Below are 20,772 nucleotides of genomic sequence, written 5' to 3'. Positions count from 1 at the left end.
CTCCCTAGTATAACATGGAATCACCGGTTTTGATAACTACTTCTTTTTTACTATTTCTCTTCTTCAAAAAAAATAATTCCCGCTGCTGGATTTTGATTACTGTCGCTTTCAGTCTTTTTCTCTTTCTCATACTCCGACAGTGCCTTCAATGCCTGTCCCCCCATAAGATACAGCATTCCGATATTAAATATCGTCATCAGTCCGATTCCCACATCGCCTAAATCCCATACGAAGGTATAGGTTGCAATTCCGCCGATAAAAAGCATAATCAGTGCAACGACTTTATAAAGGGTCTGCCAGATCCATTTATCTCCAAATAAATATGCCACATTGCTTCTGGCATAAAACAATATTCCAAGAAATGTGGAAAAGCTGAACAGAAATAAGGTCAGTGCAATAAAGATAACTCCGAATCTGCCCAGATGATACTGCATGGTGGACTGCAGCAAATCCATACCAGCTTTTCCTGCAATTATCTTTTCCGGTGCAATAAGCATAATCATAGCGGTACAACTGCAAATGATAATCGTATCGATAAATACGCCCAATGCCTGTGTCAGTCCCGCACGTACCGGATTATCGCATTCCGCTGCTGCCGCTGCACAAGGTGCTGAACCGGAACCTGCTTCATTAGAAAACAGTCCTCTCTTAACTCCATTCATAAGCACTGCTCCAAATCCACCGGATACTACCTGCCGGATACCAAATGCCTCTTCAAAAATCCTGCCAAATACGCCCGGAATACTGCGGAAATTTACGATAATAATAAATAATGTAATAAAGAAATAACACACTGCCATAATCGGTACTATCATATCCAGTACTTTTACCGTTGCATTTTTCCGCAATACAATCACTGCCGCAACTGCCACCAGAACAATTGTTGTATACAAGGGTGGAATATGAAATGCATTTTCAAAAGAAGATACCACTGAATTACTGATTACCTGGCTGATTCCACACCAGCAAATCAGACCGGATATGGCAAATAACACTGCCACCAGCACATGTTTTTTCTTCTTTCCTGACTTTTCTTCAAAAAAATGATGGATATAATATGCCGGACCACCGCGGTAACCGCCATACAGCGGATCTTTTTCCTTATGCAGCTGTGCCAGAGTTGCTTCAATAAACGCTGTAGCAGAACCAATCAGCGCTGTAATCCACATCCAGAATACTGCTCCGGCTCCACCCGCCGACACTGCTGCAACTACACCTACCAGATTTCCCATTCCCACACGGGTTGCCGTGGACACAATCAGCGTCTGAAAAGTTGACAGACTGTCTTTATGCTCCTTCTTTGCTACCAGTGCCCGCACCATATCCGGGAACAGTCTTATCTGTAAAAACTTTGTCCGAATCGTAAAATAAATTCCTGTTGGAATTAACAAAATAATCAGCAGTGAAATGCCAAGACTTCCTCCCCCCGGAAGCGGAATTTTAATCCAGTCTCCCCATAAAAATGAATACACTTTTTCAATAATTGAAACTACCATTATAAAATACCTTTCTCTCTTCGTAATAACCCTATTGTGGTATTTTAACATTTAATTTCACATTTGGCTATCATAATGTGACAACTCTTTTTCTATCCAGGTCATAATCACATCCACCAGATAAGCCTGCTGCACCTGACTCAGTTCTTTCCCCGGCTGTATCTTATGCCACTTTCGAATGCACTCCCGGCAGCAGGTTGCCGTTGCATGCTGGGCAATAAAAACCGGATGCCCCCGCATGGGCGTCTGCTTTCCATCGTTTGGAATTACTGCCGATGCCTCCCTTTTGGCAATAAAATCCCTGGCATGCTCCCGGATTACATCCAGTCCTTTTTCCTTTATATATGCAATATCTTTTTGTTTTAAATGAAAGCTGCTTCTGAATTTAGAGGCTGATAAATGTTCAAAAAGCTGCCGGTACCATTCTTCTTTGGTCATATGGTGGGTCCTCTTTTCTAAACTATAGTTACATTTTACAACCAGACTGTTTTCGTTGCAATCTTCTCCCGAAACCGCACATCATGGTCTACCACCAACATAGTTGGCTGATATTTAAGAATCAGATTTTCAAGCTGCATTCTTGAAAAAACATCAATATAATTCAGCGGTTCATCCCAGATATACAAATGCGCCGGTTTCAAAAGGCTGGCTGCAATCACTACCTTTTTCTTCTGTCCTTCGGAATATTCTTCCAGCTTTTTGACAAATTGTTCCCGTCCGATATCAAGCTGCCGCAAAATACTGCAAAGCAGACTTTCCTCTAACTGGTGCTCCATGCAAAAAGAGTGCACGGTTCCTCTAAGATGCGAAGTGTCCTGATTGATATAAGAAATCTCTATTCCGGACGCAATTCTTAAATCTCCCTGTTCCAAAAAATTTTCTTTTTCTCCTAAAATTGCTTTTATCAGGCTGGTCTTTCCGCTTCCATTTTTTCCACTGATAAATAAACGGTCTCCGTTTCTGATTTCAAAGGTCTGGTTTTCAAACAGCATTTTATCGGCATCTTGATACCGCAAACCATACTGATATGCCGACACCAGTACTTCTTTATGATGTGTCAGGGGATTCAGTTTCAAATCAATGGGCTGTTCTAAATCCACCAGCAATCCCTCTTTTTCCGCAATCTCAGTCTGTATCCGCTGCTCCATCTGCTTTACTCTTGCCTGCATTTTCTTGGTTTTCGAACCGATATATGCCCGGGTGCTGATGCTCCGGTCATTTTCCTTTATGGGGTCAAAACCGATTTTGCTGTTCTCGCTCCTTTCCGACCAGTTGCGCACTCTCTTTGCTGCTTCGTTGAGCTTACTTATTTCCTTTTTATGCTTTTCATTTTCCGCTACTGCAAAATTGTCTTTCTTCTCTTTATTTTCCCACCAGGAGGAAAAGTTGCCCGCCTGCACCTCAATGGTACTGCGATTCAGCACCAGCACATGGTCTACGCAGGCATCCAGTAAATCCCTGTCATGGGAAACAAGGATAAAGCCCTTTTTCGATGCAAGATACTGTTTTACCATTTCCCGGCTCCCATCATCCAGATGATTGGTGGGTTCGTCTATCAGCAGGAAATCATTTCCTTGCGAAAACAGGATTGCCAACATAACTTTGGTCTGCTCTCCAAAGCTTAGTGTTTTCCATGGCCGATACATGATTTCTGCATCTGCCTGCAGCTTCGAAAGCTCCGCATAAACTCTCCACAATTCAAGATTTGCCTTGAATTCTTCTACAAATTCCGCCGCCGGAAATTCCCATTTTTCCTCTGAAATATCATATGGGAAATAATCAAAAACGGCATTCGAAGTAATAGAACCGGTATATTCATATTTTCCCATCAGTAAATTTAAAAACGTGGATTTTCCTTTTCCATTTCTTCCGATAAATCCAAGTTTCCAGTCCGTATCAATAGAGAAAGAAACATTTTCGAAAATATTATCAAAGCTTCCCTCATATGCAAATGTTAAATGATTTACTCTAATCTGTGACATATAGCCTCCTATCTGTCACCAAATAGTGGTTACGTTCTGTCACCAGCAGTTTCTTATAATATGCTAATTAAGTGCAACAAAAAAAGAGTGGTCATGAGAACATAATCCACTTTTGGCAACACGAAATAGCGGTACGATTACCGCAGTTAAAATCTTCATGCTCTCAAAAGTCAATTATTTTCTCATTGGACACTCTCCCTTCAAAATTAAATCTAGGGTTAGTATACGGCAGGGTGGGGTGATTGTCAATGGAGCATTTTTTAACCATGCCATAAATTTCTCAGTTGCTACTCTTCGACAGTTTCAGCTAAATAGATTCCCCACTCTTTTAACAATTCCGGTAAATCGTATACTGTTTTTCCATTTTTCTCTATCCTCTCCGATGAACCCGGATGTTCCAGTGAAAATGTATCCCAGGCTGTAATGAAATTTTCTGCTTCTCTAATATTATGTGGTTCATAAAAATCATTATATTTTTTTATATCCTGACTATATATAGAAACAACATTGTACTTCTCAACCATTATTTCATCATGTGATTCATGGCATCCAAAGCCAAATTGGCACATTCCATCTGCTAACAGCAAATCTTTTGTTCTTTCAAATAATATAAGTGCCGCATCAACACTACATCCATCAATATAATAAATGTCTTTATGAAGTGCTGTCACAATTCCCGAAGCTTTTGGTGACTCCTTTTCACCAGAAGCCGGCAATTCAAGAATAAAAAATAATGGTTCATCCTTAATTGCAATAAAATGCTGTATTACCTCTTCTAATTTGTCAACTCCCACATTTGCAACGATACTATTTTCTTCCATTTCATATCCTTCCGAAAGTTTCTCCGGAAATGGGACATGATATCCTTCTTTTAACTTTAACATAACTTTATCACCTGCATTTCTATATTTTCTTTGGCTCCCTCTCTCTCTTTACCGTTCCATCAATTGTCTGCTAATTTCTCTTACTGATCCAAGTTGTCTTTCAAACATGATATCCCATAAGTTTAAACACTTATCAGCGATCTGTTTATCTGTCATTCTACTAGAATTAGCGGTCTTATCATATAAAGAAATAATCAACTTTGAAAGCTCATTTTCTATGCCCCATTGTTTTCTCAACTCTTTAATCTCCATCTTTAAAACATTCTCGCAAAGCTGTATTATAATATCTGCATAATCAACGACAAAAACTGCACTTTCCTCCAAATAACGAACAAATGCCCTTACCAACCTTCTACTTACTTTAGTTTTCATAAATTCCTGCAAAAACACTTTATCACGCTCGGCATCAACATACTTATCATAAAACATTTTGGCTAATGGAAATTCTACATCTGCATCAACGTTCTTATAAGTAAGTATTATATTTTGGGCTTTATTTCGATAATCATTGACGTTCAAATAAATTACAGCCATATCTAATATAACCTTGATTTGCTCTTCACTTTTAGATTGAACAGCCATTATAGTTGCTTCAAATTCATTATGTCGTATATAAAATTCGCAGACAGCATATCCTCCTAACTCTACAAGTTGCTTATCTTCAGATTCAAAACATTTCTCGATAATGCGAATAACTCTTTCTTTATATTGGGGATATACGAGAAAGAACATATTTTTCGAATCACAAAAACTTGCCATTCGAATGTCTGACTCATACAAATGCAATATCTTTTCCGCAGCCCATTCTCTATCAATATTATAAGATGGCCATAAAGCATACAATGAAGCAAAACGCACTGCAGGATTTTCATCTTTCATCAATCCTTCAATAACATCTTTAAATCGTAAAAACGCTTCCTGATCTTCCCAGAGCAAATGTCCTATCACCATTGCTGCACTGCCTCTCGCACAGTTTAATGCATTGCTATGCAACATATTGCAACTCTTCATTTCTTTATCTTCTGAATTTGTTACCATTGGGTTATCTAATTCTGGATTGCAATGTCTCAAAGCAATATTCATTAATTGTTCCATTACCTCCGGTGACCAATTAACATTACTTATTTTTTCAACTATCTTACAAAAATACAAAGCCCTATAACTTTTCATGTCACACGGAAATTCAACCAATAACCTCTCTATAACTACAGAATCAACCTCATCCAACTTTTCCGATACTTCCACTCCTAAAAACAGCGAATCTACAAAAGCAGGCAACACTCGTTCCTTATTCTTTAAAACAAGTTCTATCATCTCCTGTGGATGTTGTTCTACCACCAATTGAAAATCACTTGCATAGGCTTCATAAGAACTTTCAATAAATCCGCCTTCTACTTCAATCCATCTACGACCATCTCGATTCTTCAACTTGTTGTTTGTAATAATTTGAAGCCACTGACCCCTACTAATATTTTTACCTGAAACAGGAGACTTTCTCCATCCCGCATGTCCATTCTTATTATAATAGCACAACGGTTCTTTATGAAAACGCCTATCTAGTATACGCAATAATTCTTTTGCTTTTTTGCTAATTCTCTCTTCTGGTAAATATCGTAATAATTCATACTGCAAATCTCCCCAAAAACTCCAATACACAGGTTGACATTCTTTTCGTTCATTCTGCTCAATTCTTCTTTTATACCATTCAGACGCCTTTGGAGAAATATATCGGCAAATTGCATTTTCTATCATTAATAATTCTTCTTTATCACAACTATTCCCATGAATTTTTAGAACCTCTTTTACAAGCCCTAATTCATCTTCTGCTCCACTCGTGTAATCAAAAATATTTTTGTCCATATCACTGCAGAGATAACGCATTATCCGATTACTATATTCAGGAGACACAACTGTCAATCCTGTTAGAATAATTTCATTAAACACATAATACCCCTGCCCCATATATGGTTCATAGCATTTCCAAAAATACTCTGGAGATTTGTAGCACAAAGCTATGGTCGCCTTTTTAACTAACTCCACACAAGTCCTTTCAATACTACTTTTATACATATGTACTCCTGACCAATCGCCATACTTTACTTCATACCCACACTCCTTTGGTATATATTGAAGCAATTCTTTAAGTATATATTCCCCGTTATCCACTAAAAAAGAATTATCTGAATCCACTAATTCTTCCTCGTAACGATATACATATCTCCCTTGACTTTTAATTTTATTTTTTAGCAAAAATGAAATAAGCCGTATCGTTCTCCCTTCAAATTGATTCATCATTGTTTTGACATCTATATAAATTTCTTTTGCGTACTTCGGATAATGTTCATAAAACATCATCCGAAGTTCAAACATTTCATCACTTTCCTGTGTTATATCATGAAGAAAACATCGCATAAACTGCTCATCATCACTTTTATCACTAAAAGCATGTCTTTCAATAAAAGAAATATCCTCAACATCTAAATTTGGTGCAATACTCGTCAACAAATTAAAAACAATACTTTTTTTCTCCTCCATCGAATACCATCGTTCTAAAACACCTTGATTTCTTAATATAGTTATATATTGCTTTCTCGTAAAAATAACATTATTCAGCAAATAATTTCCATAAATCTCATTTTCACAATTATCTATAATAAATTGAATAATATTATCATCTGGTTCTTGAATTTGTCCCAAAATCTCATAAAAAACATATTTGACATAATATCTTATGTTATCTGAAATTAACATTTCCTTACCAAATATGATGAAGTCTTCACTATTATATTCCAAAAGATTCTGCAAAAACATCTGTACCTGATATCGTCTTCCGGGCGTTTGTCTGCATTTTTCGCCTATAATATTTTCCAGCTTTTGCACCTGAAAATATTTTTCCATCATTCTTTGCGACATAAAATAATCTAAAATCGATTGATGCACAAAGCCCACCCTATCATTTTGAATCACAACAATTTCTGATGATATCAGATAATCTAATCCAGCTTCTTCAACATTCAGTATTTGTTTAGGAACATACAAACGTCCTGTTTTCTCCAAAACATCAACAATTCTTATTTTCGTTTCAGTAATAGTTCTTTGCTGTAATCCCATGGTTATACTTTTTCTACATATTTGCTCAAACCATTTATCTATCAAATGACTGGTAGTTAAACCATCCCCATAAATTTCTTTTTTTTCCAAATGTTGCCAGATATAAAGATTACTTGGTATTCTTAATAGTCTTTTTAATTTAAATGACAATTGTTCATAGTTTTTACCAATAATATCTTTTACAACATCTTCTTTAAAATCACCTACTTTAATTATTTTCCAAACCTTCTCTGAAGATTCCTTCTTTTTAAATAGAGATTTTATATTATTATCATTTTCAAGATCATATGTTCTGCAGACAAATATTATAATTATTTTTTTCTTTCTTTCATAATTTAAGTATTCTACCTGTCTAATTAACTCTAAACAAACTGCAAGTGCTTCGCTAGAATTTGCCTGTGTCCATCTTAAAGCATCTAATTGATCTAAAATAATTACTGCATTTTCATTTCTTGAAGTGCAGTGCAAAGAATGAGCAATTGAACTGGGAAGTCCTAACCCTTTTCCCCAAATCTCACAATTTTTATAAGGTATTCTCTGATCAAGTTTTATCGCAATATGTGGAATTTTCCTTTCTTCGCAATAATTTAGAATTGCTTCTGTACACCCACTTTTTCCAGAACCAGCACCTCCAGAAATAATAGTTGATTTTTCATTTTCAATAGATTTTATGCAATCATCAAATTCATCTCTATATATCAAAGTACCTTGCAATGCCCTGAAATTTTCCCTATACTCTTGATTAATCTCCTCAATTCTCGGTGCGATTCTTTTATCTCCCTCTTTTAGTCGAAGAATAATTTCCTGTTTTATAAAATAGTCGCTTAATAGGGATTGTGTAATTTCTTTTCCTAATATATTCTCTGCTGTAGCAAATGAAAGTAATGCATTGTAAACTAATTTTTGTTCACTGTTAAACAAATATTGTATATTCTGACTTATACGTTCCTCTAACTCGTATTCTGATATCTGCTTATAAAAAATTCTCTTCAAATAATCAATACTTTTTAAGACATCAACTTCTTTTTCACTATTCAAATCCATTTCCTTGCAAAAACTTTTGTAGAATTTTCGAAATTCTTTACTACTTTTCATGATTTGTATATCATAAAAATCTTCTGCATTACCACTAGTATTGCATGCTCGATTATGTAAATCAAACAAAAAGGAACACGTCATAGGACTAACTAATGACACTCTTCTATTGTTATCCCTATTTAACTGAGTCTTCCACGAAAAAAATATACCTTTCCCTTTTAAATCCGAAATATCCCAATACTCTTTACTTGCATTCCGTGCTTTACATTGTTGATGCTCTTTCTTTCCATCAAAAGTCGTTACTAATATATCAGTACCAACTTCATCTATACCAAGTGCTTCAACAATAACACTATAATTTGTTTCATTCAAAATTTTGAGAAGTTCATAAATTATACAGTTTATCTCATATCTATTCCCTTGTTTGTCTGCTCTTCCACCTTTTTCAAATGGCATAATTCCATCCCTCCCACAAAATTTTAAAGTTTCCTCTCACTAAAATTTATTTTAATAATTACGTTAAATCTGCTCTTCATATATTGCTTTTTTCTCTGCACAAATCATGTTCATATCATCTAGTTAACTTCTGTCGATATATGATGTCCTGATTTAAGTTTTGAAAGCACACACACAACTTCTATATGATACGTCCACGGGAACATATCCACCGGCTGGCACCGCTCCACCCGGTAGCCCTGGCTTGTAAGATACTTCAGGTCCCGCGCCTGAGTGACTGGATTACAGGAAATATAGACCACACGCTTTGGAGAAAGCTGTAGTAGTGAAGATAGGAAAGCCTCATCACTTCCGGCACGAGGCGGATCCATGAATACCACATCGGCAGTTTCGCCCTGTGCTGCCATCTTGACCATGAATTCTCCGGCGTCCTCATTGTAAAATGTGATATTTTTCATGTTATTGCGCTTCGCATTGGTCACGGCATCACGCACCGCATCACGGTTCACTTCCACGCCAATGACAGAGCCGGCTTTGCCTGCTGCTGCCATGCCAATGGTACCAATGCCGCAATACGCATCAATTACCTTTTCTTTTCCGGTCAGTCCGGCAAACTCAATGGCTTTGCCATAAAGGATTTCTGTCTGTACCGGATTCACCTGATAGAATGAGGATGGAGAAATGCGGAAACGAAGTCCGCACAGCTCGTCCTCGATAAATCCTTTTCCATAAATAGTAATATTCCGCTCCCCTAAGACAACGCTGGTGCGCCGGTCATTCACATTTACCACCACCGTTGTAACTTCCGGATGCTTTTCACGAAGTGCTTTTACAAAATTGTTTTTTGACGGCAGAATTGGGGATGCCAGCACCAGAACAACCATAACTTCGCCGGTACGGAAACCTCTTCTTACCAGAACATGGCGCAGCAATCCATACCCGCTGTCCTCGTCATATACTTTTATTTTAAAGGAGCGAAGCATTCCACGAATATCATAAATGATGCTGTCTGCAATCTTATCCTCAATCTGACATTCATCAATCTTTACCACTGAATGTGTTCCCTGCTGATATGCCCCGGAAATCACTGTTCCGTTTTTCAACCGCTGAAATGTAGCATTGACCTTGTTCCGATAATGAAATGGCTCCTGCATTCCGATAACCGGCTCCACTTTTCCAAAGCTGCCTAAAAGCTCTTTTACTTCCCGATGTTTCTTGTTGAGCTGCTTTTCATAATCCATTCCCTGATACTGGCAGCCGCCGCATTTTTTTGCAAGGTCACATTCTCCCGGTGGGCAGATGTGTTTTTCCGGACGTTCCGATTTTGAACCATGCTGCTTTTTTGCATTTTCCTTTTTTCTAAATTTATTGTTCTCTTCTGGCTTTCTCATTTCCTGTACCGTTCCTTATTTTTTCAAATACTATACTGTTTTTTAGTTTAACGCATTTAGCAGCCTTTTTCTATGGTTATTGCAGAAATATTTTCATAAATGAATTAAAATAAAATGCGAAATAATGGCACCTGCCGAGCCTGCTACTTGCAGCTTCTTACAAATACACAAAAACGCCGATACAGGCTGTACCGACGTTCCTTCAGCATTTCACACTATTTAATTTTTTCAGTCAAACTGCAATCATCTCTTTTTGTAAAGAAGTAATTCCGGATTTTCGCCATTTTCCTACCAGTGCATTTAATTTTTCAACCTTAGGAAGCCTGTCTATGTGAAGTTCATTTATTTCCTTTATTAGCTGTTGCTTAAACTCCTCAAACTCTCCATTGTCGCTAAGTTCATCATATTTTTTCCAATAATCTAACTTTGGGAGCATTTCTTTCATATATGCGCGCGCCTGCTCCTCTGTAAAATCATCGCTTACCATGTTTTTAACGCATATGTCGATTAATTCATCCATATTGTTATAGGTATATGTCCCGTCGGCTCATTCTGGGACATTCCTCTTTGTGTACGAAGTTCCTGAATAATATTTTTTGTCTCCATCGTTGCTACCTCCTTTATCCATATCATACCGGTAAATTCAGTTTCAGAAAAGCAACTTACTGTTGCTGTACGATAAGGCAACTAAAACTTTAGAGGCAAAATACACTATATAGTGGAACTGATTTTATTCCTTTTGCCATCCCAAAATTTCTTGTTGAAATCCGGATTGCATACGAAGGATTATATTTTTCCATATAAACCATCATGCTTTTGGCTTTTACATGGTTACCAGCCTTACACTCTACCGGAATAACGTGACTTTCTTTTTGTATCAGGAAATCCACTTCCGCCGTATTATCAGACTCCCAATAATGAAGATCATAACCATTTGTTTTCAAAGCAATTGCAACATAGTTTTCTGTCAGTATGCCACGAAAATGCTCTGTTTCCATGCTTTGTAATGCTTCCAACGTCATTCCTATTCTTGCAGACATAATACCCATATCACTGTAATATAATTTGAATGCACTTACATCCTGATATGCCGCAACCGGATAAAATCCCTGACTGCACTTCATGCATTTATTCACAATTCCAGCCCGAATCAGCCAATCAATTGCATCTCCATATTGAGATGCCCGTGCTCCTGATTTTATCAGCTTGTATTGAAATTTTTTTGCATCTTTTGCTAACTGTGCCGGCAGGGAATCATATGCTTCAAAAATACGCACGGTGTCCGTCTGATTTGCATATTTTATCATGTCTGCAATATAAGAATTTAACAGCATCTGACGAATTTCCGTCTGCTCCAATGGACTGTCTTTTGCAAGGTCTGCCTTTACTGCTGCCGGCATTCCTCCCACGATGCAATAATGATAAAATTCCTGCAAAGCTTCCTCGTGCAATATCTCATCTAACGGCTGATTATTTTCATAATGTTCCCGTATGGTATCCGAAAGCATCTGCTTTCCCTTAGCCCACAATACCTCTTCCAAATCCATCGGGTACATGGTAACCATCTGAACTTTTCCTACCGGAAATGAATATTTTTCACAGTTGACTGCTACACCCAGCAGACTTCCGGCAGCTATTACATGGTATTCCGGTGTCTCTTCTGAAAAATATTTTAAAGAAGTTAATGCTCTTTCACACATCTGTATCTCGTCAAAAATAATGAGCGTATTTTCCGGTACAATCTTTACCTGATAATATTTTTCTAATATGGCGATGATATAATCTGCATGAATATCTGTATCAAAATACTTCCCAATTCTTTCGTCCGTTTCAAAATTTACATAGACTGTATTTTTATAATATAATGCTCCAAATTCACGCATTTCAAACGTTTTTCCAACTTGTCTTGCACCATAAATAAGTAACGGCATTCTGCCTTTTTTCATATTTTTCCATTCATATAATTTAGCAGTTATTTTACGCTTCATATGTGTGCTCTCTCCCTTCTTCAAAATATCATCGTGTCTTTTAATGTATTATATTACATTTTTCCGTACAAATCAATGTGTTTTTACACACAAAAAAGTGGCAATCCACTTAGGACCTGCCACTTTCAAAAAATTTTACATCTCATCCACAACCTGGAACATAAAAAACTTCAAGTGTTATTTGAATAAATGCTTGATTTTACTGGGTTTTCTGGCACTCGATTTCTTATCTTACCACTCGCTTACCACTCATATTTTGGCTACATAAAATTCGCTATTCGTTCCATCTCATCCGTCAGCGTACTTTCTCGTACATGGCAATACAGATCCATCGTCATCTGCAAAGAATTATGACCTAATATTTTCTGTAATGTCTTAGGCTCCATTCCGTTTTCGATACAGTTCGTTGCAAAGGTATGACGCAATCCATGAGGTGTCAGATGTTCAAAAAACTGATCCGGATTCTCTCTGTTAATCCGGGCAACAATATAATTGATTGAATCTTTGACATTCGCCGCATTGATTGGATTATTTGTCTTAGACGTAAATACCAGATTTTCAAATCCTTCCCTGGGCGAAAAACGAGTATCAATATCTTTCCTGTAGGTCTGTTGATACACAAGTACATCATATACTTTCTTAATCATTGGAATCTTGCGAAATCCTGCCTGTGTCTTAGGCTGATGAAACTCATACTGTGCATTGTGTCCATCCCCCGGCAGATAAGCAAGGGTCTGTTTGACTGTGATAACACGATTATCAAAATCAATGCAATCCCATGTTAATCCAAGGATTTCACCAATACGCATCCCTGTACCGAGTGCCACTACAAAAATTGGATACATCATCCCACCTTGGGAGTTCTCCAGAAGAATCTCCATCTCTTCTCTTGATAAGATACGCTTTTCTGATTTCACTTTTCCATCAATGATAGGATTGATACCTATTGCCGGATTCTTAAGAAGAAGATCAGCTTCTACGGCACGATTCAGAATATCCACAATCAAAGCCTTACAGTCACTTCTTGATTTATCCGAACCCAATTCATTGAAAGCATCCTGTAATACGATCAGATTAAGGCTTGTCAATTTTCTCCATCCAAGACTTTCTCTTAACCGATTATATTGTATCTCATAAGTTCTTTTGGTAGTGGTACGACAATGCTTCTTGCATACAGTGATCCACTTATCATACCATTCATCCAACGTCATTTTTGTATCTATGACATTGATCTGCTTTTCATTCTCAAAGATTTTCTCTCTCTGTTTTCTTCCCACCTCTGTGATTGTTTTGCCATACACGCTTCTCTGTTTTCCAAAGCGATCAATATATCTCGCTTCGTAAGTGCCATTTGCTCTCTGATAGATGGCATTTCCCAGTTCTTTTCCTTTATTTGTCTTTCCCACTTGTTGTCCTCCAATAAAAAAACTCATGGGAAAAACGTGTATGTTCTATCTCCATAAGTTTAACGCATTTACTATTCTTTTTCCATGCCTTTTTAGATAATAGTTTTGCAACAAAAAAGCAGTAGATCTGCCACGACCTACCGCCTTTCAAGCATTTATTTAATAATTTGCTACACAACCACATTCCACCATATTTGCTACTATGATGCATCACACAATTCATCTAATAAATCTTTATATAATTCATATGACTCTGAATCTAACAATTTGTACTTATCATTGGTAAGTGTGATAATGTGTACTTGTTTATCTGGCTCAATATCTTTTTCATTAAATCCCAGTAATGATAAAATCAATTGTCCCGAATCGCATTTATTAGTAATATACTGTACTAATCCGTACTTTTTTTGATTGTCTGTTTCTACATTGTTTGGGCTATCAAACACCACTGGAAACTCTATAGCCTCTTTATTAAACATTTTTCTGAGTTCCAAAATAGTAATATACCATACTATTGTAGCTATATTCTTATTACTACCACTTGCATTTACGGAATTGGTAATCTTTTTAAAGCTATCTGGAGATAACTCATTTAAACCAAATTGTGTTCTCGCTGTCATCATATGCTCATAGTACTGCGCTTCTACCCGCTTCTTTTTTGTTCCATAAGCATTGATTTTTGTTCCTACAGCCTTTAGTTCTGCCTTAGCAGTTTCTATTGCATCAATCACTTCAATCTGCTCTGAAACAACCTCATCCCTTAATTCTGACAATCCTTTTTGTCTAAGGACATCATCTGTTTTCTCATTATTAATCTTTAGTTTTTTTTCGTATGCAGACATTTGTTCTAAGAGTTCTTTATACATTTTTTCTTCTTTTTCAATTTGCCTCTGATATTCAAGAAGAGAGATTTGCAAATCATTTTTTATCAAAATTGCATCTTCTATTAAATTATAATTTTTGCTTTTTAACTGAATAGTATCTGCCAATTCCGTTCTACATTCCGGGCATATATGCTTACGAAGTTTCTTTATTTTCTTTTCACTCTCCTTAGAAACATCCTCAATCTCCTTCAACATCTGCTCTGTTTCGTATAAGTGATTTCTCAAATCAATTAACTTCTTTTTGCTCTTACTCAACTTATCCAAAACCTCTGCATACTCTTTCTGATATATAGCAACATCTTTTCTCAATGCCTCATAACTAGAAGAAACCGATACTCCTGCAAGTTTTTTGTCAAGACCTTCAATCATTGCCTTAAATATTTCAAGCTGCGATTCACTCTGTGCTTTTTTCTCTTTTATCTCATCTCGACTATGTACTAGTTCGAAATATTCTTCGTTATATACACCTAAATGATAAAACAAAACATTTTCTCTAAAACCCACATACTGTCCTAAATTTTTAAATGCAGCATAATTATTTCCTTCGTAATGATCTTGATCTATATAAAATGGTAAATAATTGTATGCAGGAGGTGTCACTTCTAATTTTTCGCTTCTATTAGGCAGCTGTACTGCAAAATTGGTGTAACGCTTAAGTTTTTCTGACAATTCTCTGCTACTTACCGATGTAAATAATACTTCTTTATTCTCACTAAAAAATTTAAATAATTCTGCTGATCTATAAATATAATACCCTATACCATCTATATCAATTTTCAATACATATACTTTATCCTTGCCTTCCCAATTTTTTTCAAAACAACCTTCTGCTCCCATAGTATGATAAAGACTTCTCATTATTACAGATTTTCCTCTGTCCGTTCCATCTTCCTGACTGGAGGTAATGATATTTATTCCATCTGTAAATTCTACCTTCTTTGCCTTCTTTTCTGAAGGGGAAAAAATAAACAACTCTCTAAATATTAATCTCATTATCATATCCTCCTTCCACATATTTATGAATTACTATCATATAACATACTGTTTTTTCTGCATTACTATATTCAACCGGAAATTTATCATGATATGAATCGGTTAATATATCTATCGCCTCTTCAACATCTGATATTTCAGAATACTCCATCAATGTTTTTGCCATCATGATTTCCATATTTTGAAGAACCCGTGAACGAGCCATCTTAGGTAATAAAGAATTTAAGGCATCCTTATAACTTTTTTTCTCATGAATTCCTTTAATTTGATTAATATAATCTCTCGTTTGATTGATTCCTGTTTTTTCATTCGATAAATGTGCATCTAACATCCTGTCAAACTCATTACGAGAAATACCCTTAAATTTTTTGATTTGTTCATAATCATTTGCATCAAATTCATAACAAGCTTTTTCAGATACCGCATCGAACACCAACCGATATAAAGCATTAGGATTTACCGGCTCACTTCCTTTAACTTTTTCAAAAGTTGCCATAAGCTGTCCTTTAATTTCATTCTCAGGCTGTAATAAATTCATTGGCGTATAAAGATAATATGAGTTAGATAAATCCACATCCTTTGTTCCTAACTCTTTTTTTATAGCTTCTATAATTACTGATTTATTGCTCTGACTCAAACTGTCAAGGCAATTTTCTCCCGGCTCACTAGAAAGTGCTTTAAATGGAGCATTACAAACAAGTACTGTTTTTACTGGAACAGTACTTATTGTATTTAACACAAACAGTTTTCCTAAAATAGACCCCTGCTCTCCCTCTTTTACCTTCACTAAACTTTTAGCCGTATATTTAGGTTGGCTCTCTTTGTGCGTCTTTATCTGGTAAAATTCAAACCCATTATCCAAATGTACTTCAATATCACACACTAAATCAAAAACAATTGTAAAATCATTTGCAGATTCCATAAGTTCAAGCATCCTGCTAATGCCCCACAATAGTTCTAATCGAAATCTATTTTTTGATCTGCTACCAGACAAATCACATGGTAATCCCATATAATATTCTATCTGATTCAAGAAATCACCTCCTTATGAAGCATCATTCACAAATAAGATAAGTTTATTATACATTCTCTCCTCAAATAAAAATAGTGCTTTTTATTTTCAATTCCCTAAAATATGTTAAACCCTGTACGTTCTCATATAAATCAAATAAACAGTTGTTTTAACAGCCACTGATCCACTTTCCCCCTGTGAGCGTACAGCCGATTCCCTATCCTCACAGTAAAACCATTCCCCGGATCATGAAGCAATTCCCGGGCTTTTGTCTCTCCAATGCCCAGATAATCACAAAATTCCTTTATATTCAGTAATGCTGGTATAATTTCCTTTTCTTTTACTCTGTTCTTCAATTCTTCCTTCACCGTCTGTTTGAGAATGCCCTGCAACAAAATACTGCAACAAGGCTCATCAAACTTTCCTTATCAAAATTATATGTTGTTTTCCTACTAATATTTTTTAGATATTTATTGTTGTTTCTGTTGTTAAAGTACAGAAAAGCCAGATAAATCAGAGCTTGTACCGGGCAACATTCCCGCAACACACTATGCACACGGCCTACAACAAAAGCCTACTTGAAGGGCAGTTCCTCTTGATTTTCTACACTAATAAATTCATCAAATAATTTTTCCTGTGTAATACCTCCGCTGTTGTCCGGCTTTGTTACAGAAATATCCCGTTCCCATCCACGCTGACGACCATACCCGGCAAATGTTCTTGGATTGGAAAAATATTTCCACCCAACAATACTCTGATTCATGATGTCGCATATTTCACGAAGTTCCCAATGCTGTGGATCGTTATATGGATGATCTAAAGCCTCTTTATACAATAACTTAGAGCAAACCGTATTTCCATTATATGCATCCAAAAATGCCTGTATCATTCCAGCTTTGGTATCTTCCGGCATGAAATTTTGCTGCCTGTCCTTGAGCATTTTCTGAATGTCCGATGGCAGTTTCAATTCCCATTGTCCCCTACGATAGATTTCCATTGCCTCTGCCCATACCTGTTTGATATAGGCTCTTGATTCAGCCTCATCAGCCAGAATATGTACCTCAGCTTCTTCCGTCTTGACAAGAACCGGTAAAAATCGTCTGTTTCCAGATCTGTCCAAAGGCAGAAAATCCATTGTATTAGAAGTACCACCAAACACACATTGCCGTAACCTGTCTGACGCAAACTTATCATACCTGATACGATAATTTTCCTTCTGTCTGCTCAGGAATGACTTTATTTCTTCAATGCTTTTTGCATTTGCAGTTGCAATCATTTCTGACATCTCAATAATCCAATATCCCTGTAATTTTTCAAAGACACTGTCATCATCCAATTTGCGGAGATCATCTGAAAACCAATCATCCTTAATCGCCAGAAATCGAAAAAAGGTACTTTTCCCAGCACCTTGTCCACCTACCAGGCAAAGCATAACATCAAATTTGCATCCCGGATGAAATGCCCGGTGAATAGAACCCAGCAAAAATAATTTGAATATCTCATAATTGAACTCATCAATGTCGGCTCCCAGAAAATGATGCAGACAATATCGGATGCGTTTCTTTCCATCCCACACAAGTTCCTTGAGATATTCCCTGACCGGATGAAATGAATTTTCATGTGCCGCCAGTGTAACGGCATCTTCGATTTTCTTCTCACAGGTAAGTCCATAGTTACTTTCCATATATAAACGGATATATGCAAGATCCGTGTCGTTCAATGCACTTCCTTCCGGGCGCTGATACCATAATGGCTTCACGATATATGTTTTTACCGCCAGAAGATTATAAGCAAGTGCTCCTGTCAGATATGGATCATTCTGAAGCACGATCAGACAATTTCCAATCGTGCTTTTCACAGCTCCCTTTTCTGTCCGAAGCAGCATTTCCTTAACCTCGTTCACGCTCATGGGCTCTCTGTTTTCTTTCAGAGCCTCCTGTAATGCATTTCTCTCTGCGGTTGTTAAATTCTCTAATTCGTTCATGAATACTTTTTACCTTTCTTCCCTGATTTTGCACTAAAAAAGCTCTGTCACGAACATCGCCATTTAACAGGGTATCCAGCAGATACTCCGTCTGGTCAATGTTGTCCAGAGCTTCGCAGAAGAGTGGATGCCATTCCTCATCCATACTCTTAGGTGCATATTTAATTTTCCATTCTTTTAATAGATGCAGATAATCCGACAAACCTTTAAAACAATAATCCTGTGCCTCACGAAATTCCTGTTCCAAAGTTTTCTTTGGTTTTAACGGCTTTTGCGGAGGCTTGTACTTTTCAGATTTATATTCCAAGCCAAAATCATCTGCTATTTTCATGGCAGCGTCTTTGGATGTCATACCAAAGTACTTACCAACAAAATCAATTGCATCTCCTTTTTCCCCACATCCAAAGCAATAGTATCTTTTATCCAGTTTCATACTGGGATGCTTATCATCATGGAACGGACAACAAGCCATCCCATTTCGACCGATTTTCATACCATAATATTCTGCCACCTGTCTGGCGGTAACATTATCTTTAACAACACGGAATACATCCATCAACGCACCTCTCTTTCCGATTGCTTTTTCTGATTGTGATCGTCATTTTTCTGATCAGCCTTTTTTTTCATCTCAGCCAATCTCATTTTTATTGAGGAGCGTGCCACAGAAGCAATTTCTTTCTCATTTTTCTGCTTAATTGACGGAGATAACAGCTTCTGTGAAATGGCAACCGTGATTTCCTTTGATTTTTTCGAAATCAGATCAACCAGACGATTCAATATATTTTTTGAGAAATTCTTCTGACCTGATGATAAAGATGAGTTTTTGCCGGTCAGCCTGTCCCTCATATTTTCTATGGTCGAAATATCTTCAAGAGTTGTTTCCGTCCTCACAGTATCTGTAACCACCTCACAAGCCCGTTCATATGCCTTCTCAGCCACTTCCTGTGCCAGAATATCAATATCATTCAGTTTTAATGTAAGTTCCTCTAATTTATTCTTTTGACTCTCGATTTCCTTTTCTTGTCTGGCTATAATAAAATCATTTTTCTCCAAGTGTTTTTTTCCTGTCAATGGATCTTTCTCAATTATCACACCATATTTTTCTGCAATTTCAATATACAGACGCCTGACTTCTTCATCAAAACTTACTTTGCAATTATTGGTCTTATTTTTCTTTTTATCCGGTTTTGGAGGATGAAAGCCCATTGCTTCACATGCTTTCTCCTGCTTGGGGAAGTTCATGCCATAACCATCATCTGCAAAGAAAACATGACGTTCATGAATATGGGGTGTTGCTTCATCCATATGCAAAGCCCAATCAAGAATCTGCATATGTGATCCATATTTCTCCTGTATCACCTCAAACAATTCCGCTGCCACCTTAACAAAAACTGCCGGATCTTCATATCCATCTTTGGTTCCAAGCTGATAAATCGTCTCTTCGGGACAGGTGCGTGAATCCTCCATGATCTGCCTGACATTTCTTATTCTTTCCGTATGTCTGGACTTCTCATGCCTCTCATTTTGTGCATCTATGGAATCTCCGAATTGTTTGTGATAATAAAGGTATTCAACTTCATCAAATAAATATTTTCTTTCCGGTCGGACTCCATTTTCATCCACAAGGTTATATCCTTGCAGATAGTCCCAGTAAACATTCCATTTGCTCCTGTCAGCATCAACATGCCCTGCATTTTCAAGATTAAATGACCGGTCATTATGACCTGCCTTGAATACACCATTACTGTCTTTGCGACCATTTGTCCTAGTTGCTCTCACTTTTTTCTTTTCCATCTCAATTTTCTCCTTTTCCGGGCATAAAAAAAGGAACCGATTTTCTCGATTCCTTTTTTCAGCCCTTGCTGATTTCTTCACAAATTCAATTTTTCTTTTCGTAGCAAAGCTACGATATCTGAGCGAAGCGTGACAGATAATAACCCAATACGATGTGTCACAACACATCTATGGGCCCGCTGGGTCTTCGCTCCGCTCCGGTCGGTTCAGAGCAATGGTCCACCGGACCATTTGAACCCCTGGACGGACTAGGGTGCTTCGCACCTTTTTTCATTCAAAAATAATTATTGAATCATCCCTATAAACTGTTAAGGAAACAATCGGAGTTGGTGTAAACGAAAAAGCAGCCTTGA

15 protein-coding genes are annotated in these 20,772 nt (G+C 37.0%); all 15 read right to left on the bottom strand.

Going from position 1 to position 20,772, the window contains the following annotated elements:
• Positions 1-50: 50 nt before the first annotated feature.
• The 15 genes from DWY37_RS03250 to DWY37_RS03180 all read right to left on the bottom strand — a co-directional run bounded on the left by DWY37_RS03250 (position 51) and on the right by DWY37_RS03180 (position 20,419).
• The gene (locus DWY37_RS03250) at positions 51-1,496 is read right to left on the bottom strand and encodes an alanine/glycine:cation symporter family protein (RefSeq protein ID WP_117699063.1); all 1,446 of its coding nucleotides are present in this window, start codon (positions 1,494-1,496) and stop codon (positions 51-53) included.
• 57 nt (positions 1,497-1,553) lie between these two features.
• Positions 1,554-1,934, bottom strand: coding sequence for a DUF4186 domain-containing protein (locus DWY37_RS03245; RefSeq protein WP_117699064.1), 381 nt, complete (start codon positions 1,932-1,934; stop codon positions 1,554-1,556).
• A gap of 35 nt (positions 1,935-1,969) precedes the next feature.
• On the bottom strand, positions 1,970-3,478 hold the full coding sequence (gene abc-f, locus DWY37_RS03240) for a ribosomal protection-like ABC-F family protein (RefSeq protein ID WP_118544460.1): 1,509 nt from the start codon (positions 3,476-3,478) through the stop codon (positions 1,970-1,972).
• Between the two features lie 287 nt (positions 3,479-3,765).
• Complete coding sequence (locus tag DWY37_RS03235) at positions 3,766-4,362, bottom strand: hypothetical protein (protein WP_117699065.1); 597 nt, start codon at positions 4,360-4,362, stop codon at positions 3,766-3,768.
• 48 nt (positions 4,363-4,410) lie between these two features.
• Positions 4,411-8,967 carry a hypothetical protein gene (locus DWY37_RS03230; protein ID WP_118173090.1) on the bottom strand — a complete coding sequence of 1,519 codons (4,557 nt, stop codon included), beginning with the start codon at positions 8,965-8,967 and terminating at the stop codon, positions 4,411-4,413.
• Positions 8,968-9,086: 119 nt separating this feature from the next.
• Positions 9,087-10,358 carry a 23S rRNA (uracil(1939)-C(5))-methyltransferase RlmD gene (gene rlmD, locus DWY37_RS03225; RefSeq protein ID WP_118542306.1) on the bottom strand — a complete coding sequence of 424 codons (1,272 nt, stop codon included), beginning with the start codon at positions 10,356-10,358 and terminating at the stop codon, positions 9,087-9,089.
• Between the two features lie 232 nt (positions 10,359-10,590).
• Positions 10,591-10,845, bottom strand: a complete 255-nt coding sequence (locus tag DWY37_RS16235) for a zinc ribbon domain-containing protein (RefSeq protein ID WP_256385701.1) — start codon at positions 10,843-10,845, stop codon at positions 10,591-10,593.
• A gap of 208 nt (positions 10,846-11,053) precedes the next feature.
• On the bottom strand, positions 11,054-12,346 hold the full coding sequence (locus tag DWY37_RS03215) for an ATP-binding protein (RefSeq protein WP_118542308.1): 1,293 nt from the start codon (positions 12,344-12,346) through the stop codon (positions 11,054-11,056).
• 260 nt (positions 12,347-12,606) lie between these two features.
• A complete protein-coding gene (locus DWY37_RS03210; RefSeq protein ID WP_118542310.1) occupies positions 12,607-13,752 on the bottom strand; it encodes a tyrosine-type recombinase/integrase in 1,146 nt (381 codons plus the stop codon).
• Positions 13,753-13,952: 200 nt separating this feature from the next.
• The gene (locus DWY37_RS03205; RefSeq protein ID WP_118544461.1) at positions 13,953-15,629 is read right to left on the bottom strand and encodes a hypothetical protein; all 1,677 of its coding nucleotides are present in this window, start codon (positions 15,627-15,629) and stop codon (positions 13,953-13,955) included.
• Entirely contained in the window at positions 15,613-16,662 is a 1,050-nt protein-coding gene (locus DWY37_RS03200; protein ID WP_118542318.1) for a dsDNA nuclease domain-containing protein, read from the bottom strand. The genes DWY37_RS03205 and DWY37_RS03200 overlap by 17 nt, the downstream gene beginning before the upstream one ends.
• Positions 16,663-16,793: 131 nt before the next feature.
• Positions 16,794-16,997 carry an excisionase gene (locus tag DWY37_RS03195; protein ID WP_243093017.1) on the bottom strand — a complete coding sequence of 68 codons (204 nt, stop codon included), beginning with the start codon at positions 16,995-16,997 and terminating at the stop codon, positions 16,794-16,796.
• 218 nt (positions 16,998-17,215) lie between these two features.
• Positions 17,216-18,571 (bottom strand): virulence-associated E family protein, encoded by a 1,356-nt coding sequence (locus tag DWY37_RS03190; RefSeq protein ID WP_118542324.1) that lies wholly within the window; start codon positions 18,569-18,571, stop codon positions 17,216-17,218.
• Positions 18,531-19,181: a CHC2 zinc finger domain-containing protein gene (locus tag DWY37_RS03185; RefSeq protein WP_118542320.1), complete on the bottom strand. Its 651-nt coding sequence runs from the start codon at positions 19,179-19,181 to the stop codon at positions 18,531-18,533. The genes DWY37_RS03190 and DWY37_RS03185 overlap by 41 nt, the downstream gene beginning before the upstream one ends.
• Positions 19,181-20,419: a serine/arginine repetitive matrix protein 2 gene (locus DWY37_RS03180; RefSeq protein WP_118542322.1), complete on the bottom strand. Its 1,239-nt coding sequence runs from the start codon at positions 20,417-20,419 to the stop codon at positions 19,181-19,183. Before DWY37_RS03180 ends, DWY37_RS03185 begins: the two co-directional genes overlap by 1 nt.
• Positions 20,420-20,772 lie beyond the last annotated feature (353 nt).

The organism is Roseburia sp. AF25-13LB, assembly GCF_003478915.1.
GTDB classification, from domain to species: Bacteria; Bacillota; Clostridia; order Lachnospirales; family Lachnospiraceae; genus Roseburia_C; species Roseburia_C amylophila.
Note: the sequence above shows the minus strand (reverse complement) of the source record. Positions and strands in the feature narration are given on the sequence as shown.

What these genes read in the sequence shown, in the direction of transcription:
- DWY37_RS03180 (WP_118542322.1), bottom strand. Translation starts at nt 20,419, where the DNA reads ATGGAAAAGAAAAAAGTGAGAGCAACTAGGACAAATGGTCGCAAAGAC.
- rlmD (WP_118542306.1), bottom strand. Translation starts at nt 10,358, where the DNA reads ATGAGAAAGCCAGAAGAGAACAATAAATTTAGAAAAAAGGAAAATGCA.
- DWY37_RS03205 (WP_118544461.1), bottom strand. Translation starts at nt 15,629, where the DNA reads ATGAGATTAATATTTAGAGAGTTGTTTATTTTTTCCCCTTCAGAAAAG.
- DWY37_RS16235 (WP_256385701.1), bottom strand. Translation starts at nt 10,845, where the DNA reads ATGGTAAGCGATGATTTTACAGAGGAGCAGGCGCGCGCATATATGAAA.
- DWY37_RS03230 (WP_118173090.1), bottom strand. Translation starts at nt 8,967, where the DNA reads ATGCCATTTGAAAAAGGTGGAAGAGCAGACAAACAAGGGAATAGATAT.
- DWY37_RS03235 (WP_117699065.1), bottom strand. Translation starts at nt 4,362, where the DNA reads ATGTTAAAGTTAAAAGAAGGATATCATGTCCCATTTCCGGAGAAACTT.
- DWY37_RS03185 (WP_118542320.1), bottom strand. Translation starts at nt 19,181, where the DNA reads ATGGATGTATTCCGTGTTGTTAAAGATAATGTTACCGCCAGACAGGTG.
- abc-f (WP_118544460.1), bottom strand. Translation starts at nt 3,478, where the DNA reads ATGTCACAGATTAGAGTAAATCATTTAACATTTGCATATGAGGGAAGC.
- DWY37_RS03250 (WP_117699063.1), bottom strand. Translation starts at nt 1,496, where the DNA reads ATGGTAGTTTCAATTATTGAAAAAGTGTATTCATTTTTATGGGGAGAC.
- DWY37_RS03215 (WP_118542308.1), bottom strand. Translation starts at nt 12,346, where the DNA reads ATGAAGCGTAAAATAACTGCTAAATTATATGAATGGAAAAATATGAAA.
- DWY37_RS03245 (WP_117699064.1), bottom strand. Translation starts at nt 1,934, where the DNA reads ATGACCAAAGAAGAATGGTACCGGCAGCTTTTTGAACATTTATCAGCC.